At 62.7% G+C, this 15,582-nt stretch carries 12 protein-coding genes; 5 read left to right on the forward strand and 7 right to left on the reverse strand.

What is annotated here, in order from left to right:
• Positions 1-124 precede the first annotated feature (124 nt).
• The gene (locus tag ACVOLL_RS09150) at positions 125-1,030 is read left to right on the forward strand and encodes a LysR family transcriptional regulator ArgP (RefSeq protein ID WP_481512617.1); all 906 of its coding nucleotides are present in this window, start codon (positions 125-127) and stop codon (positions 1,028-1,030) included.
• A gap of 106 nt (positions 1,031-1,136) precedes the next feature.
• Complete coding sequence (gene phaZ7, locus ACVOLL_RS09155; RefSeq protein ID WP_481512618.1) at positions 1,137-2,276, forward strand: extracellular native short-chain-length polyhydroxyalkanoate depolymerase PhaZ7; 1,140 nt, start codon at positions 1,137-1,139, stop codon at positions 2,274-2,276.
• A 9-nt stretch (positions 2,277-2,285) separates the two neighbouring features.
• Here phaZ7 and ACVOLL_RS09160 read toward each other — a convergent pair whose 3' ends face one another.
• The 3 genes from ACVOLL_RS09160 to ACVOLL_RS09170 form a co-directional block, all read right to left on the reverse strand.
• The gene (locus tag ACVOLL_RS09160) at positions 2,286-3,038 is read right to left on the reverse strand and encodes a transporter (RefSeq protein WP_481512619.1); all 753 of its coding nucleotides are present in this window, start codon (positions 3,036-3,038) and stop codon (positions 2,286-2,288) included.
• Between the two features lie 225 nt (positions 3,039-3,263).
• Positions 3,264-4,187 carry a M14 family metallopeptidase gene (locus tag ACVOLL_RS09165; RefSeq protein ID WP_481512620.1) on the reverse strand — a complete coding sequence of 308 codons (924 nt, stop codon included), beginning with the start codon at positions 4,185-4,187 and terminating at the stop codon, positions 3,264-3,266.
• 176 nt (positions 4,188-4,363) lie between these two features.
• Positions 4,364-5,248 carry an acyltransferase gene (locus tag ACVOLL_RS09170; protein ID WP_481512621.1) on the reverse strand — a complete coding sequence of 295 codons (885 nt, stop codon included), beginning with the start codon at positions 5,246-5,248 and terminating at the stop codon, positions 4,364-4,366.
• Positions 5,249-5,616: 368 nt separating this feature from the next.
• On the opposite strand from ACVOLL_RS09170, the gene ACVOLL_RS09175 reads away from it, so the two are divergent.
• The gene (locus tag ACVOLL_RS09175; RefSeq protein WP_481512622.1) at positions 5,617-6,507 is read left to right on the forward strand and encodes a diguanylate cyclase domain-containing protein; all 891 of its coding nucleotides are present in this window, start codon (positions 5,617-5,619) and stop codon (positions 6,505-6,507) included.
• A gap of 168 nt (positions 6,508-6,675) precedes the next feature.
• On the opposite strand, the gene ACVOLL_RS09180 is transcribed toward ACVOLL_RS09175, so the two are convergent.
• Complete coding sequence (locus ACVOLL_RS09180; protein ID WP_481512623.1) at positions 6,676-7,026, reverse strand: hypothetical protein; 351 nt, start codon at positions 7,024-7,026, stop codon at positions 6,676-6,678.
• A gap of 48 nt (positions 7,027-7,074) precedes the next feature.
• The gene (locus tag ACVOLL_RS09185) at positions 7,075-8,025 is read right to left on the reverse strand and encodes an MBL fold metallo-hydrolase (RefSeq protein ID WP_481512624.1); all 951 of its coding nucleotides are present in this window, start codon (positions 8,023-8,025) and stop codon (positions 7,075-7,077) included.
• 270 nt (positions 8,026-8,295) lie between these two features.
• Between ACVOLL_RS09185 and ACVOLL_RS09190 the strand changes: the two genes are divergently transcribed.
• Positions 8,296-9,270 (forward strand): hypothetical protein, encoded by a 975-nt coding sequence (locus tag ACVOLL_RS09190; RefSeq protein ID WP_481512625.1) that lies wholly within the window; start codon positions 8,296-8,298, stop codon positions 9,268-9,270.
• Between the two features lie 49 nt (positions 9,271-9,319).
• Here ACVOLL_RS09190 and ACVOLL_RS09195 read toward each other — a convergent pair whose 3' ends face one another.
• Complete coding sequence (locus ACVOLL_RS09195) at positions 9,320-10,360, reverse strand: S66 peptidase family protein (RefSeq protein ID WP_481512626.1); 1,041 nt, start codon at positions 10,358-10,360, stop codon at positions 9,320-9,322.
• A gap of 270 nt (positions 10,361-10,630) precedes the next feature.
• Positions 10,631-14,146: a methylmalonyl-CoA mutase family protein gene (locus ACVOLL_RS09200; RefSeq protein ID WP_481512627.1), complete on the reverse strand. Its 3,516-nt coding sequence runs from the start codon at positions 14,144-14,146 to the stop codon at positions 10,631-10,633.
• Positions 14,147-14,449: 303 nt separating this feature from the next.
• Between ACVOLL_RS09200 and ACVOLL_RS09205 the strand changes: the two genes are divergently transcribed.
• Positions 14,450-15,547, forward strand: coding sequence for a Glu/Leu/Phe/Val dehydrogenase dimerization domain-containing protein (locus tag ACVOLL_RS09205; RefSeq protein ID WP_481512628.1), 1,098 nt, complete (start codon positions 14,450-14,452; stop codon positions 15,545-15,547).
• Positions 15,548-15,582: the final 35 nt, after the last annotated feature.

Here is a 15,582-nt window from a genome sequence, read left to right on the forward strand (position 1 = left end):
TTGTTACTGGGGGGGAAGGACGTAGCGGGAAAACCCACCGGTTACGTCCGGACGCGGCAATTGTCGCAATGCAGCAAGGAAAAGTAGAGCTAAACTTCGTTAACCATCATTAGCAGAGCTTAATATGCGCATCGATCATGCCCAATTGCGGGCGCTGGCCGCCGTCATCCGCGAAGGCAGCTTCGAGCGCGCGGCGCTATCGCTGAACGTCACCGCCTCGGCGGTATCGCAACGGATCAAGGCGCTGGAGGACAGGGTCGGCAAACTGCTGATCAAGCGCACCATCCCTACCGAGGCCACACTGGAGGGCCAGGTGCTGGTACAGCTGGCCGAGCAGACCGCCCTGCTGGAGCGCGACGCCTTCGAGCGAATCGGCCTCAGCGACGCCGAGCTGCCTCGAGCCAGCATCCCGGTGGCGGTCAATCACGACAGCATGGAGACCTGGTTCCCCGAGGCCGTGCAGGCGTTCTCGCAGAGCACCTCAACCACCCTGGACCTGCATACCGAAGACCAGGACCACACCGTTGCCCTGCTGCGCCAGGGCGCGGTGATGGGCGCGGTCACCACCTTGTCCGAGCCGGTGCAGGGCTGCCAGATCCATGCGCTGGGCAGCATCCGCTACGCCGCCACCTGTACCCCCGAGTTCCACGCCCGTCACTTCGCCAAAGGCGTGACCGCACAGGCGCTGGCGCAGGCACCGGTGTTGGTGTTCAACCGCAAGGACGATATGCAGGCCCGCTACGCCCGGCGCCTGGCCGGTGTGGAGCAGGCGCACAACGCGCCAACCTGGTGGATTCCCTCCACCCGGGCTTTCGTCCATGCCAACCTGGGCGGACTGGGCTGGACCATGAATCCGTTGCCGCTGGTGCGCCGGCACCTTGAAAGTGGCCGCCTGGTCTACGTCAAAGCGCGTGCCTGGGAGGACGTGCCGCTGTACTGGCAGCACTGGAAGGGCGAGGTCAAAACCATGGCCTTGCTGACCCGCGCCATCCTGCAGGCGTCGACCAGTTTGATACGCAAACGCAAATAGCCCCGAGCCCGTGCTGCACTGCAAGTTTCCCTAAAGGACACTGCCTGCGGCGGCGGCACGGGCGGATGCTGCGTTGATAGCAACGCACACCTACCGGAGCAGCCAGATGTCGAATACACGATCTGTCCCCGTCGTTTCTTCCTGGCTGCTCAGCGCCTTGGCCGCGCCGCTGGCCGGCGCCATGTTGATGCTGGCACCAACCAGCGCCAAGGCCCTGGAGTGCGGTAGCAACAACGGCTACACCTGCACCGGCGCTGCCAACCAATACGCTGGCGGGTTCAATCCCGGTGTCGGCCAAGGCGGCTTTGGCGGTGGCAGCTGCACCGCGACCAAAACCCCGGTGATATTCATTCCCGGTAACGGCGACAGCGCCATCAGCTTCGACATGCCAGCCGGCGCGGTGGCCGGCTACAGCACCCCGCCGCGCTCGATCTATGCCGAACTGAAGGCTGCCGGCTATAACGACTGCGAACTGTTCGGCATCACCTACCTCAGCGCCAGCGAGCGCGCCGCGCCGCAGTACAACTACCACGCACCGGCCACCTATCAGACGCTCAAGACCTTCATCGACAAGGTCAAGGCCTACACGGGTAAAAGCCAGGTCGACATCGTCACCCACTCATTGGGTTCGACCATGGCCCTGGCCTCGATCAAGTACAACGCCAACCAGAGCAGCGTGCGCCGCTTCATCAACATCGCTGGCGGATTACGCGGCCTGCAGACCTGCCGCAGCACCGGTTATCAATCGACCCTGGCGCCCACCTGCAACGCCGAGGCCTATGTCTTCCCGTACAACTACTACACCTTCGGCCTGTACCCGAGCACCGGCGTTGCCTACTACGGCTACAACCGCTGGACCGGCAGTGGCAGCGGCAGCCTGCGCACTTTCCCTGCCACGTACACCGGCATCCGCTTCTACACCATCACCGCCGGCTCGCGTGACCAGGTGCATTGCTTCACCACCAGCTACAGCGCCGGCTGCGCCGATGGCGCACTGTTCAACAGCGCCACCAATGTCTACGCGCAAGTCGACATCGGCGCAGGCAGCAGCGCTTACAGCTTCGACTGGGATTGGAGCGACGGCAGCCCTTACAACTTCGGCGGAGGTGACACCAGCAGCGGCGTCGGCCATTTCCGCTCGAAGAACAATGCTGGGCTGATCGTTCGCAACATGCTCACCAGCGACTGCACCAGCAATTGCGCAGCCGGCTACAGCGGCGTGTACGGCCCTGCGGTCAATCGCTGAACCGCGTTCTCAATCGAAATACATCGATACGCCGACGCCGCCTTGCCAATCGGTGGTGTCGGCATCCAGCCCGCGCAGGAAGGATGCATCCAGCTGCACGTGCGGACTCACCATCCAGGTCACACCGGCACCTGCCGCACGCATGTACTGCGCGCCGGTGCCATAGCCGGCTTCGACATAGGCCGACAGCTGCGGCCGCAAGGCAAACCCGTAACTGGGCGAAAGCAACCAGCCTCTGCCGCCATCGCCCCATTGCCGGTCGATGTAGAACGCCAGGCTGCTGTCGCGCGGCAGCGCCCATGCCACCGTCATGCCCAAGTCGTAATCGTGCCCCGCATCACCCAGCGGCGCCCTGCCCCAAGGCAGGCTGGCCTCTGCTTTGAATGCCACTGACAGTTCCTCGTTGGCCAGTGGTGGTGCCCACTTGAGTGCCACGCTGCCGTCACCGCCACCGCTGTCCTGCACCCGAACGCCGTCACCGCGTACACGTAGCCCGCTCCAACTGTCCGCGCCCAGTTGCAGTTCCAGCGCATCGGCGACGCCAAAGCGCAACAGCGTGTCCATGGTCCATGTAGTGGTGGTAAGCCCATCACTACGATCACGGCTGGCATCGGGCAGGCCCTGTTCCCAGACAAACACGCCCTTGCCTACCGTACTGGTGGAGAAGCCAATACCCGGTCGGTCGAACTCCGGCGGGTCTTCGGCATGGGCCTGATAACTGGCCAAGGCGAGCACTGCAAGCAGCAGAGACGAGGTTTTCATGTCCGCCATGTTCCATACGTGGCTGGGTGGCGATGTGAAAGATCATGGGCGCCACCGGCATGCATCGGTCGCAACGATGCGCGCTGGCCGGTTGGGGCTATTGCACTACGTGCTTCCCGGGTGCGGTTGCTCCGGGTCAGTTCCTTTGGTCGGTGGCGAAGGAAAAATGAAAAGCCCACCCGTTTGCGCCGGATGGGCTTTCATCAAACCTGCGGTTCCAAAACCTCAGCGATGCACCAGCGCGTAATCCAAGGCACCGATAACCGCCGCAACCTGGGCGTCGTTGCACTGCTGCGGGGTCGCCTTGGCGCTGTCCGGATAGACCTCGGTGGTGGTCGTATAGCGCGCACCGCTGACACTGGCGCACAGGCCCAGGGCCTTGAGCGGGTATTCGATGACGCCTTCAGCCACTACCGTCGATCCAATGATCTCGCCGCGCTCGTCAGCCGGGGCCAGATGGGTCACCTTGGCCACTTCGGCATTCACCGCCTGCTGGAACTGCGGTTGGCGATTCTCGGTGTCGTCCACCAGATAGAAGCCGTCAGGGATCTCGCCCGGTTCGAACGGTTTGCCGTCGCGCGCGGCCAGCGCTGGACGGAACTCGGTTTCGTCGGTATCGGTGGTTTCGTGCAGGTCGATATGCATCACCACATTGCCCAGCATGGGAGCAACCAGCGCCATCAGCGCGGCCGATTCCTGCGCCGGGCTCTTGTCCACGAAGGAGCGGTTCGGGTCCAGTGCCAGCGCATTCCAACGCTGGATGCGCTCATAGCCCCACGGACTGACGCAAGGCGCAACCAGCAGGTTGCATCGGCCGGCGTAGCGCTGCGCATGCTGATCGACGAACTGCAGCGCGCCCTGCACGCCACTGGTTTCATAGCCATGCACGCCACCGGTGACCAACATCACCGGCAACGCCTCGTCCCAGTTCTGGCTGCGGATCGCAAACAGCGGATAGCGGCCCGACGGATAGTCCAGCTCGCCGTACTGCGTCACCTCAAAGCGCTCGCGCAACGCGTCGATCTTAACCAGCACTTCTTTGGCATAGCTGCGCTGCACATGCTGCTGGGCCAGCCATTGCGCGCGCTCCGGCGCACCCCAGGCCTGGCCGGGGGTACCAATGGGATAGAAAGCGGCATCAATGCTCATGCGCAGGTCTCTTCAATACGGATGTTGGCGCGCACTTTACACCGTAGGAGCGGCGTAAGCCGCGAAGCTGGCGCATCCCAAGCCTGCTTGAATGCCTGTACTTCAGCAGTGTCAGCTTCGCGGCTTACGCCGCTCCTACAAAACCGAGCAACTTCTGCAAAACCGCCCGGGATCAATCAGCCCTTGTTTTCGAGCAGGCGCGCGATGTCCGCGTCCTTCTGCAACCACAAGCCATTCATCCATTGCTGGAACTGGGCGCGGAAGTTGCGATCTTCCTGGTAGTTGCGGCCGATGAATTCGGCAGGGATGGGCAGCTTGCGTACCAGCACCTTCACTTCCGGCAAGCGATTGGCCATCAGATCCATCATCGAGGGGATGCCCTTGGGATAGACGATTGTCACATCGAGCAAGGCATACAGACCCTTGCCCATTGCATCGAGTACAAAGGCCACGCCGCCGGACTTGGGCTTGAGCAGATGCTTGAACGGGGAGCTCTGCGATGCGTGCTTGGCAGCCGTGAAACGGGTGCCTTCAACGAAGTTCATCACCGATACCGGAATGCTGGCGAATTTCTCGCAGGCCTTGCGGGTCACTTCCATGTCGCGCCGACCCAGCTCCGGGTTCTTGGCGATCTGCTTGCGGTTATAGCGACCCATGAACGGGAAATCCAAGGCCCACCAGGCCAGGCCCAGCACCGGCACCCAGAACAGCGAGCGCTTCAGGAAGAAACGCAGCAGCGGGATGCGCCGGTTGAACACTTTCTGCAGCACCAGGATGTCCACCCAGCTCTGGTGATTAGCCAGCACCAGGTAGTGCCCGTCGCGCTCCAAGCCCTCGGTACCACTGACCGTAACCCGGGTGGCGGTGAATGCATGGATCATGGCGCTGTTCACTGCGATCCAGCTTTCGGCCAGACCGGTCAGCAGCGGATTGCAGGCCCGGCGCACCGACTCCAGCGGCAGCACCGCCTTGAACAGCGCGACCACGAACAACGGCAGGCAATGGGCCAGCGTATTGATCACGATCAACGGGAGAATCAGAGCCACACGCAACCACACCATGGAAATAACCGTGGGGGGCGACCCCAGAACCCAAAGAAGCACAGGGTAGCAAAACCGTTGCTTCAGGATCTATCTGAGGTGCCTCAATAATGCCCGACAGCGACGGCCAACTAGCGGTAATCCCTGATATTTTCACAGCTGGACCAGCCAGGGAGCCCGCTGATGCGGGTGCCCGCGGGCAAGTATCCGTACACCTTCCCAACTATCGCGAACCGGCTGCTAACTCCTCAATCCCGGACCCTGCGTCGGCCACCTTCAGCCCCTTGGTAGCGCAGCGGCCAGCCGCCCGCCTGCGTGGGCTAAGCCCCGACATACGCGGTAATCTGGACACGGCATAATCCCAGCCTTCGTATTTGTTGTGTTTCCACATGCCCTTCAAGTTGCCCCTGCTCGGAGAAGTCCTGGATCTGCTGCCCGACGCGGTATGCATGGTTGCCCCCGATGGCGAGCTGCTGATGGTCAATGCCGCTTTCGAGACCATCTTCGGTTACACCCCCGCCGAGGCCAAAGGCCGGCAGATCATGGATCTGGTGCATCCGGAGGACCGCGCCGCCACCGAGCAGTCGGCACTGGACGTGATGGCTGGCCGGCCACGCTCCAACTTCCGCAACCGCTACATCCGCAAGGATGGCAGCGTGGTCGACATCCAATGGTCGGCCAAATGGCTGCCGGAATACGGCATCCGCATCGGCGTCGGCCATGAGGTAACCGCCCTGCGTGGCATCGAACGACAGTTGGAGCACCTGGCCAGCCACGACGCATTGACCGGCCTGCCCAACCGTTACCACCTGCGCCGCGAGCTGGAAGCGGCACTGGAACGCGCGGGACGCGATGGCAGCGGGCTGGCACTGCTCTACATCGACCTGGACGGTTTCAAGGCCGCCAACGACCGCTATGGGCACGAAGCCGGCGATCGCCTCCTGCGCGATGCCGCCCGCCAGTTGCGCGACGGCCTGCGCCAGAACGACCTGATTGCCCGTGTTGGCGGCGACGAATTCGTCGCCGTGCTGCCAGCCTGCGCCAGCCCCAGCGATGCCCTGAATATCGCCACAGCCCTGCGTGCGCGGCTGGCCCTGCTGCAGAGCCTTGGCAGCGATACCCCGCAGATCGACGCCAGCGTCGGCGTGGCCTGCTTCCCCGCCGATGGTGCCGACGCCGATGCGCTGCTGCGCCACGCCGATGCCGCCATGTATGCAGCGAAGGCGAAGAAACGCCTTGCCAACTCCGCTGCGGATCGCGCCTCCAACCCAATTTCCTGATCCAGGTGGCGCTTCCCTTGCGGAAGACAGCGCGCCCAAGGCAAAGAAGACCACGCCACATCCCAGCTGCCATCCGGCCGGGACAGAAATATGACTTGCAGCAAGCGTGCCTTCCCCAGAACCAGGTCCATCTACGGGATCGGTTCTGCTTGAATACGTCACCAGGCCTTATTGGACCGACTGGACCTGAACCTGGACGCCGGGAGTGCGATTTCCCAACTCAATGATCTCGTCAGCATTCAGGTTGGCAACCTTGTCTTTTACCCTGGCGATGCCAAAGCTCTGCAACTCGGGATTAGCCACCAGGTCGTATGCCGAGTTCACACCGGCCAGATTGATCTGAACCATGGCCACCATCAGCTTCTGCCTTTTTGCAGGAGTGGCCGATTCCGTCATTCTTTTCCAGCTGGATTCAGCTGCAGCATCCGAAGACGCATCCACGCGAATGGGTTCCTTGGCGTAGGCGATACCTGTAACCAGGACGCTGATGAAGAGAACAGCAAGAAAGCGATTTTTCACAATGATCCTCCTTGACGATTGATATGACGCCCATTCTGCACTGCGCGACTACTTCCAGGGCATTTCGCCCTTGGCAACCTTGGCACTGAGCTCCAACGATGCTTCGCCCTGCAGGCCCGGGTAGTGCTGCTTCATTGCTGCAATCAACGCGTTCGAGTCCTTGGCCTTCGCAGCTTCCTCATCGAAGGCGCGAATGTAGTTGGCGGTGAACTCCACGGCCGCCAGATCCTGTGGTGCACCTTCCGCATAGTGACCGGGAATCACCCGCGCCGGCGCCAGGTCCTTGATCTGCTGCAGCGCGGCCAGCCAATCCTGATGCGACTGCGGCGTCTGCGTATCGGCCATGAACACATGCGAGCCGGCGTCCACCAGCACCCCGCCCATCACCGCCTTGATCGACGGCACCCACAAAGCCGTGCGCTGCGGGCTCGCTCCGTCCAGGCCGATCACCTGTAACTCCTGCCCCTCCAACTGCAGGCTGTTGCCCTGCAAGGGTGAAGGCACCAGCAACTGCCTGGGCGCATTCGCGCCCAGCTGCGGCCCCCATATCTTCAGCTTCTCATCCTTGCTGGCCTGGATGTGCGCGATGGTCTGCGGGGTAGCCAGGATCTGTGCATCGGGGAATGCGGCGTGCAGCGTCTCCAGGCCGAAGTAGTAGTCCGGATCACCATGGCTGACGTAAATCGTGGTCAGCTTCTTGCCCGATGCCTTGATCATCTCGACCAGTTTGGCCGCATCAGCGGTGGAGAACTGCGCATCGACCAGTACCGCGTCAGTCGCACCCGTGAGCAGTTCGGAAGACACCGCGAAGATGCCGCTGTCGCCCGGGTTGAACACCTCAACCTTGAGCACCTGTTTGGCGGTTTGCGGGAGATCATCCGTTGCTGGCGTCGCTACCGTCGGAGCCGTCGCTGCGGGGCCATCGGCTGTCGACTGCTTCCCGCAGCCTGCCAACGCCACCGTCAGGGCCAACACTGCTGCCGATGTTGTGTACCGCATGCTTCTGCTGCTCATTGCGCTGCTCCAGAAAACCAAAGACGGGGTTTCACTGTGCGCGGTGCATCCAGACAACGCCACATGACCACGCTTCGGCGCCAATGCTGGCAAGAATCCTGTTATTGGCATGTTAACGAGTAGCTCTACAAAACGGCGGACCGCGCCCAGCCCGCGCTGACAACCATTCGGTATATCGATCACATGGCTGTATGTCCGACTCGGAGACACAGTCCGCATGCGATCATCCTCCATCCCCCAATCTTTCCGCGCGCAATGACAATCGAACAGCCCGATCTTGAAAGCGTCCACAACAATGCTTACGCCGCAGTTGACGAAGGCGAACTGCAAAGCGCCACGCAGAACTTCGACCTGCTGCTGCAACACCACCCAGACAACCCGTTCTATCACTACATGCGCGGGCTGGCGCTGAAGTACCAGATGGAGTGGACCGGCTCGCTACGCGACAACCTGCGTGCGATTGAACTGGCGGAAGAGTTCAGCCAGGCCCATCACTGGAACGCCGCCATTGCGGCGACCGGCCTTGGCCAATGGACGACAGTGCGCGAGCTATGGGCCGCCTGCAATATCACCCTGCCCGAGGGTGACGGCCCCATCGATGGAGACTTCGGCGTCGCCGTGGTGCGTTTGAATCCCTGGAGCACCGGCGAGACGGTGTTCATGCGCCGTATCGACCCGGTGCGCGCACGCATCCTCAACGTGCCACTGCCGGAAAGCGGCCACCGCTTCGGTGACATCGTGCTGCATGACGGCGCCCCCACCGGCGCACGCTTCGATGGCGAGCGCGAGGTGCATGTGTTCAACGAACTGGAGCGACTGCAGCCGTCCGAGTTCCAGACCTTCGTGGTGTTCGTGCGCGCGGACAGCGCCGACGACATCGACGCATTGCTACGCGCCAGCGCACCCGGCATCGGCTATGCCGAGGATTGGACCCGCAGCATCCGCCACTACTGCCTGCGTTGCAGTTACGGCGCGCCGCACAGCCATGCCACGAAGCCGGATGAAGACACGGCGTGGCAGCGTGAGCGCAACCTCGGCGTTGCGGCACAGAGCCGGCTATCCGTCGAGAAGCTGTTGAAGGATTGGGTCGCCGGCGGCAGCGGCCGTCACCTGGACGCGATCGAAACCCGCGAGTGTCCGCAGCCGCTGCGCGAGGACGGTCATGCCTGGTGGCTGTCGCCCGAGGATGAAGATGAAGACGAGGATACGCAGGGCGACGAAGAAGAGTAAGCCCAGCGCAATGACGACGTGAACGCACCGCGCAACGTCGTCGCGCACATCACGCCCTGCTCAGCACTGGCGCCAGCAGACGGAAGGTTCCGACGTCGGCATCCATCTCGACCTTGCCGCCGACCGGCACGATGAACTGCTCCTTGATGTGGCCAATCATCGCGCCGCGGTAGGCGGGGATCTTCAACGGCAGGATGTAGTCGTCGAAGATCTGGTCCAGGGTCAAGGAACCGTAGCCGTCGCCCGGCGAACAATCGGTGCACTCACCGAAGATGAAACCGGCGATCTTGTCCAGTGCCCCCATCAGTTTCAAGGTGCTGAACATGCGGTCGATGCGATACGGTGCTTCGGCGACGTCCTCCAGGAACAGGATCTTGCCGGCGAAATCCGGCAGATAAGGCGAGCCGGCCAGCGCGGTGAGCACGGTCAGGTTGCCGCCGATCAATTCGCCTTGCGCCTTGCCGCCACGGATGGTCAGCGTGCGGTTCTCGCGCGGTACCAGTTCGTCATCATTTTCGCTGCGGTTCTGGTACTGCAGCAGCTCGCGCTGGAAAAACAGCCGGTCGAACTGATCGACGTTGAAGCGGTTCCAGCTGCCTGCACCGATCTGGCCGTGGAAGGTCACCAGGCCGGTCTTGGCCTGGATCGCGCAATGCAGCGCGGTGATGTCCGAATAGCCGAGCAGCACCTTTGGATTGGCGCGGATCCGGTCGTAGTCGAGCAGCGGCAATAGTCGTGCTGCACCGGAGCCGCCGCGCACACAGATGATGGCTTTGACCTGCTTGTCACCGAACATGGCATTGAGGTCACCGGCACGCTCGGCATCGGTGCCGGCCAGATGGCCATGGCGCGCGGCGTAGTGCGCGCCGGTCTTGACCACAAAACCCAACGCTTCCATCGCCTCACGCGCCAGCTGCAGGCTGAGCCGCTCGCTGCTGGCTGAGGACGGACTGACCAGGCCGACCGTATCGCCCTTGTTGAGGCCCGCTGCCAGCAGCTGCCCGCGCGTGGCAGCCATCGCGCCTTGCATGCCGATAAGCGGCAAGGCCGCCGCCAGTGCTGTGCCACCGATAAAACGACGTCGATCCATGTTGCTGCCTGTTGCGGGGATGTCGCCCAAGGGTAACAGCGCGCAGCAACACCTGTAGAGCCGAGCCATGCTCGGCTGGGGCTGTACCAGTGAGGCCTCTACCGAGCATGGCTCGGCACTACAGGTTGGGGTTCGCTTGGAACGCCACTGCCGAGCATGGCTCGGCGCTACAGGTTGGGGTTCGCTTGGAACGCCACTGCCGAGCATGGCTCGGCGCTACAGGTTGGGGTTCGCTTGGAAGGCCCCTGCCGAGCATGGCTCGGCACTACCTTACATATTGCGGCGGTACTCACCGCCCACGTCGTACAGGGCGTGGCTGATCTGGCCGAGACTGTGCGTCTTCACCGCTTCGATCAGCGCTTCGAACACGTTACGGCGGTCGCGTGCGGTCTTCTGCAGGTAGCCCAGGCCGTGACCGTCGTGCACTTCGCCATCCGCCACTGCGCCTTCGACCTCATGCGCATGCGAGGTCTCGCCCGCCGGTGCCAAGGCGTTGCGATTGCGCTGCCAGGTATGCACGTTCTCGATCTGCTGGCCCTTCTCTTCCTCGGTCGAACGGATCAGTTCGATCTCGGTCGCCACTTCGCCGGCGTGTTCCTTGGGCAGGAACATGTTGACGCCGACCAGCGGCAGACTGCCGTCGTGCTTCTTGTGCTCGTAGTACAGCGACTCTTCCTGGATCTTGCCGCGCTGGTACATGGTGTCCATCGCGCCAAGCACACCGCCACGCTCGCTGATCGCCTCGAATTCCTTGTACACCGCCTCCTCGACGATATCGGTGAGCTTGTCGACGATGAAGCTGCCCTGCCACGGGTTCTCGCAGAAATTCAGCCCCAGCTCCTTGTTGATGATCATCTGGATCGCCACCGCGCGGCGCACGCTCTCCTCGGTCGGCGTGGTGATTGCCTCGTCATAGGCGTTGGTGTGCAGGCTGTTGCAGTTGTCGAACAGCGCGTACAGCGCCTGCAGCGTGGTGCGGATATCGTTGAACTGGATTTCCTGCGCGTGCAGCGAGCGACCCGAGGTCTGGATGTGGTACTTCATCATCTGGCTGCGCTCGTTGGCGCCGTAGCGCTCACGCATTGCACGCGCCCAGATGCGGCGAGCCACACGGCCGATCACCGTGTACTCCGGGTCCATGCCGTTGGAGAAGAAGAACGACAGGTTGGGCGCGAAGTCATCGATCTTCATCCCACGCGCCAGGTAGTACTCGACGATGGTGAAACCATTGGACAGGGTGAAGGCCAGCTGGCTGATCGGGTTCGCGCCGGCCTCCGCGATGTGATAGCCGGAGATCGACACCGAGTAGAAATTGCGCACCTTATGGTCAACGAAGTACTGCTGGATATCACCCATCATCCGCAACGCAAACTCGGTGGAGAAGATGCAGGTGTTCTGCGCCTGGTCTTCCTTGAGAATGTCGGCCTGCACCGTGCCGCGCACGGTGGACAGCGTTTCTGCCTTGATCCGCGCATAGGTGTCGGCGTCCACCAGTTGATCGCCGGTAACGCCAAGCAGGGCCAAGCCGAGGCCACTATTGGTCGGCGGCAATTCACCGTGATACTGCGGGCGGCTGCGGCCTTCGAAGATCTTCGCAATCTTCTGCTCCGCTTCGGCCCAGCGCGCGGGGTCTTCCTGCAGGTACTTCTCGATCTGCTGGTCGATGGCAGTGTTCATGAACATCGCCAGGATCATCGGTGCCGGACCATTGATGGTCATCGACACCGAGGTGGTCGGCGCACACAGGTCGAAGCCGGAGTACAGCTTCTTCATGTCGTCCAGCGTTGGGATGTTGACGCCGGAATTACCGATCTTGCCGTAGATGTCCGGGCGCGGTGCAGGGTCTTCGCCATACAGGGTGACGCTGTCGAAGGCAGTGGACAGACGCGCAGCCGGCTGGCCAACGCTCAGGTAGTGGAAGCGACGGTTGGTACGCTCGGGCGTGCCTTCACCGGCAAACATGCGGATCGGATCCTCGCCGCTGCGGCGATACGGGTAGACGCCACCCGTATACGGGTAGGAACCCGGCAGGTTTTCCTTCTGCAGGAACACCAGCAGCTCGCCCCAGCTGCGGTAAGTGGGCGCGGCGATCTTGGGGATCTGCTGGTGGCTGAGCGATTCGCGGTAGTTCTCGACGCGGATGGTCTTGCCGCGCACCTGGTACTCGTTGACCGGATCGGTGATCGACTTCAGCCGTGCCGGCCACTCACGCAGCAGGCGCAGGGCCTCCGAATCCAGCGACTGCACCGCGTCGTTGTAACGCTGACGCAGGGTGCGGATGCTGTTGTCGACGCCTGCATCGGTGAGCGCATCACCTGCGTACAGGTCCAAGGCACCCGGCTGCGCTGCATCCCCCAGCTCCTTCAGCGCCTGCCAAAGGCTCTGTGCACGCTCGGCCACTTCTGCCTGCGATTCGATGCGGGCATTGATGCCGCGGCCCTGCTCGGCAATCTCGGCCAGGTAGCGCACGCGACTGCCCGGGATCAGCACCGTGGCACGCGGTTCCTTCAGAGTGGTGTCGATCTGCGGCTGCAGGCCAGCGTCTGCCTTGGCCCTCTCGCGCAGCAGACGGCACAGGTTGGCGAACATCCAGCTGATGCCCGGATCATTGAACTGGCTGGCAATGGTCGGGTATACCGGCACGTCCTCGTCCTTCATGGTGAAGGCGACGCGGTTGCGCTTCCATTGTTTGCGTACATCGCGCAGCGCGTCTTCGGCACCGCGCTTGTCGAACTTGTTCAGCACCACCAGCTCGGCGTAATCGAGCATGTCGATCTTTTCCAGCTGGCTGGGTGCGCCGAAGTCACTGGTCATCACGTACATCGGGAAGTCGACCAGATCGACGATCTCCGAATCACTCTGGCCGATGCCGGCGGTCTCGACGATCACCAGATCGAAGTGCAGCGACTTCAGGAAGCCAATGCAATCGCGCAGCACGGTATTGATCGCTGCATGCTGGCGACGGGTCGCCATCGAACGCATGTAGACGCGTTTGGAACGCAGCGAATTCATGCGGATGCGGTCACCCAGCAATGCACCGCCAGTGCGGCGACGGGTAGGGTCGACTGAAATCACCGCGATGCGCATCTGCGGGAAACTCGCCAGGAAGCGGTTGAGCAGTTCGTCGGTGACCGAGGACTTGCCGGCGCCACCGGTGCCGGTAATGCCGATCACCGGCGTCTTGCCGGCAGCCAGCTGCCACTGCTTGCGCAGTGAGCCGAGCTCGGCCTCACCGTGATTGCCGTCCTCCAGCTGCGAGAGCACCCGACCAATGCCGATCTCATCCTCGATCGAAGGTGCCTGTGCGTGCACTTCACGGGCAGCAGCTTCGCGGGCCTTGCCAGCACGCGCCACCACATCCTCGATCATCTCCACCAGCCCCATCTTCATGCCGTCGTTGGGGTGGTAGATACGCTCCACGCCATAGGCCTGCAGCTCACGGATTTCCTCCGGGGTGATGGTGCCGCCACCACCGCCGAATACCTTGATATGGCCCGCGCCGCGTTCGCGCAGCATGTCGACCATGTATTTGAAGTACTCCACGTGCCCGCCCTGGTAGGACGACAGCGCGATGGCATCAGCGTCCTCCTGCAATGCCGCGCGCACTACATCCTCCACACTGCGGTTGTGGCCGAGGTGGATCACCTCCGCGCCCTGCGCCTGGATAAGGCGGCGCATGATGTTGATCGCCGCATCGTGGCCATCGAACAGGCTGGCGGCGGTGACGAAGCGCAGCGGGGTGGTTTCAGGCTGCGCTTGCGGGAGCTGGGAGGCGGGGGTACTCATGGGCCGTGCAACATCCGGTTTCTATTGCAACCGATCATAGAACCGCTGCCCCCGCAGGTCAGGTTGCAGCGCAGCGTGACCTTTTGCCGGTTTGCGCTATCGATAGCTCCACTGGCCACCGTTTCCGGCAAAGTGAGGTGCCAACGCGGGTAGCCCAGCCTGAACACTCCCCTAGCGGGAATGGATTAGAATGGCGCATCCGCGACCCGTCATTGCCCCGACGAAGTCGCATTTTTTGTTTTCCGGCCAGCCATTTGGCCACACGATCACTGACGTTGTGGCAAACACGCCATCGGAGCCTGCATGTTGTTCGACACCCTCGAGACCTCCGGCCATGAGCAGGTCCTGTTCTGCCAGAACCGCGATGCCGGCCTGAAAGCCATCATCGCCATCCACAACACCACCCTAGGGCCGGCCCTGGGCGGTGTGCGCATGCGCCCCTACGCCAACACCGATGACGCGCTGCGCGACGTCCTGCGCCTGAGCCGCACCATGACCTACAAGAACGCCCTGGCCGGGCTGAATGTGGGTGGCGGCAAGGCAGTGATCATCGGCGACCCCAAGACCGCCAAAAGTGAAGTGCTGTTCCGCGCCTTCGGCCGTCAGGTCGAGGCACTGGCTGGCCGCTACATCACCGCCGAGGACGTCGGCACCGACGTCAACGACATGGAAAACATCTATCTGGAAACCGGCTTCGTCACCGGCGTGCACCAGGTCCATGGCGGCTCCGGCGACCCGGCTCCGTTTACCGCTTATGGCGCATTGCAGGCGCTGATGGCCTCGGTCAAGCGCAAGTTCGGCCACGAGGAAATCGGCAAACTCAGCATCGCCGTGCAGGGTCTGGGCCATATCGGCATGGAACTGGTGAAGCTGCTGCGCGAGCGCGGCGCCAAGCTTTACGTCACCGACCTGGACCCGGTGCTGGTGCAGAAGGCCGTCGCTGAATACGGTTGCGAGGCGGTCAAGCCCGATGCCATCTACGACGTCGCCGCCGACGTGTTCGCGCCCTGCGCGATGGAAGGCGCCATCGACATGAGCACGCTGGAGCGGCTCAAGGCCAAGGTCATCTGCGGCACCGCCAACAACCAGCTGGCCAGCCATGCCGTGGGCGATGAGCTGTACAAACGCGGCGTGCTGTGGGCACCGGACTATGCAGTCAATGCCGGTGGCGTGATGAATGTGTCGTTGGAGATCGACGGCTACAACCGTGAGCGCGCGATGCGCCTGATCCGCAGCATCTATCACAACCTCGGCAAGATCTTCGACCAGTCCGAGCGCGATGACGTGTCGCCGCAGCGCGCGGCCGACCGCATCGCCGAAAGCCGGCTGGAAGCGATCGGCAAGCTGAAGATGCCGATGGGCCGCGCAACCCCGCGCATGAACCGCTTGCGCGGCGAGTAAGCCCGGCGGCAAAAACACAGAAGGCGGGCGATCAT

Source organism: Stenotrophomonas sp. STEN035 (assembly GCF_056759935.1).

Excerpts from the sequence above, each read along its gene's own strand:
- phaZ7 (WP_481512618.1), top strand. The coding sequence starts at position 1,137 with ATGTCGAATACACGATCTGTCCCCGTCGTTTCTTCCTGGCTGCTCAGC.
- ACVOLL_RS09200 (WP_481512627.1), bottom strand. The coding sequence starts at position 14,146 with ATGAGTACCCCCGCCTCCCAGCTCCCGCAAGCGCAGCCTGAAACCACC.
- ACVOLL_RS09185 (WP_481512624.1), bottom strand. The coding sequence starts at position 8,025 with ATGCGGTACACAACATCGGCAGCAGTGTTGGCCCTGACGGTGGCGTTG.
- ACVOLL_RS09175 (WP_481512622.1), top strand. The coding sequence starts at position 5,617 with ATGCCCTTCAAGTTGCCCCTGCTCGGAGAAGTCCTGGATCTGCTGCCC.
- ACVOLL_RS09205 (WP_481512628.1), top strand. The coding sequence starts at position 14,450 with ATGTTGTTCGACACCCTCGAGACCTCCGGCCATGAGCAGGTCCTGTTC.
- ACVOLL_RS09165 (WP_481512620.1), bottom strand. The coding sequence starts at position 4,187 with ATGAGCATTGATGCCGCTTTCTATCCCATTGGTACCCCCGGCCAGGCC.
- ACVOLL_RS09160 (WP_481512619.1), bottom strand. The coding sequence starts at position 3,038 with ATGAAAACCTCGTCTCTGCTGCTTGCAGTGCTCGCCTTGGCCAGTTAT.
- ACVOLL_RS09190 (WP_481512625.1), top strand. The coding sequence starts at position 8,296 with ATGACAATCGAACAGCCCGATCTTGAAAGCGTCCACAACAATGCTTAC.
- ACVOLL_RS09195 (WP_481512626.1), bottom strand. The coding sequence starts at position 10,360 with ATGGATCGACGTCGTTTTATCGGTGGCACAGCACTGGCGGCGGCCTTG.
- ACVOLL_RS09150 (WP_481512617.1), top strand. The coding sequence starts at position 125 with ATGCGCATCGATCATGCCCAATTGCGGGCGCTGGCCGCCGTCATCCGC.
- ACVOLL_RS09170 (WP_481512621.1), bottom strand. The coding sequence starts at position 5,248 with ATGGTGTGGTTGCGTGTGGCTCTGATTCTCCCGTTGATCGTGATCAAT.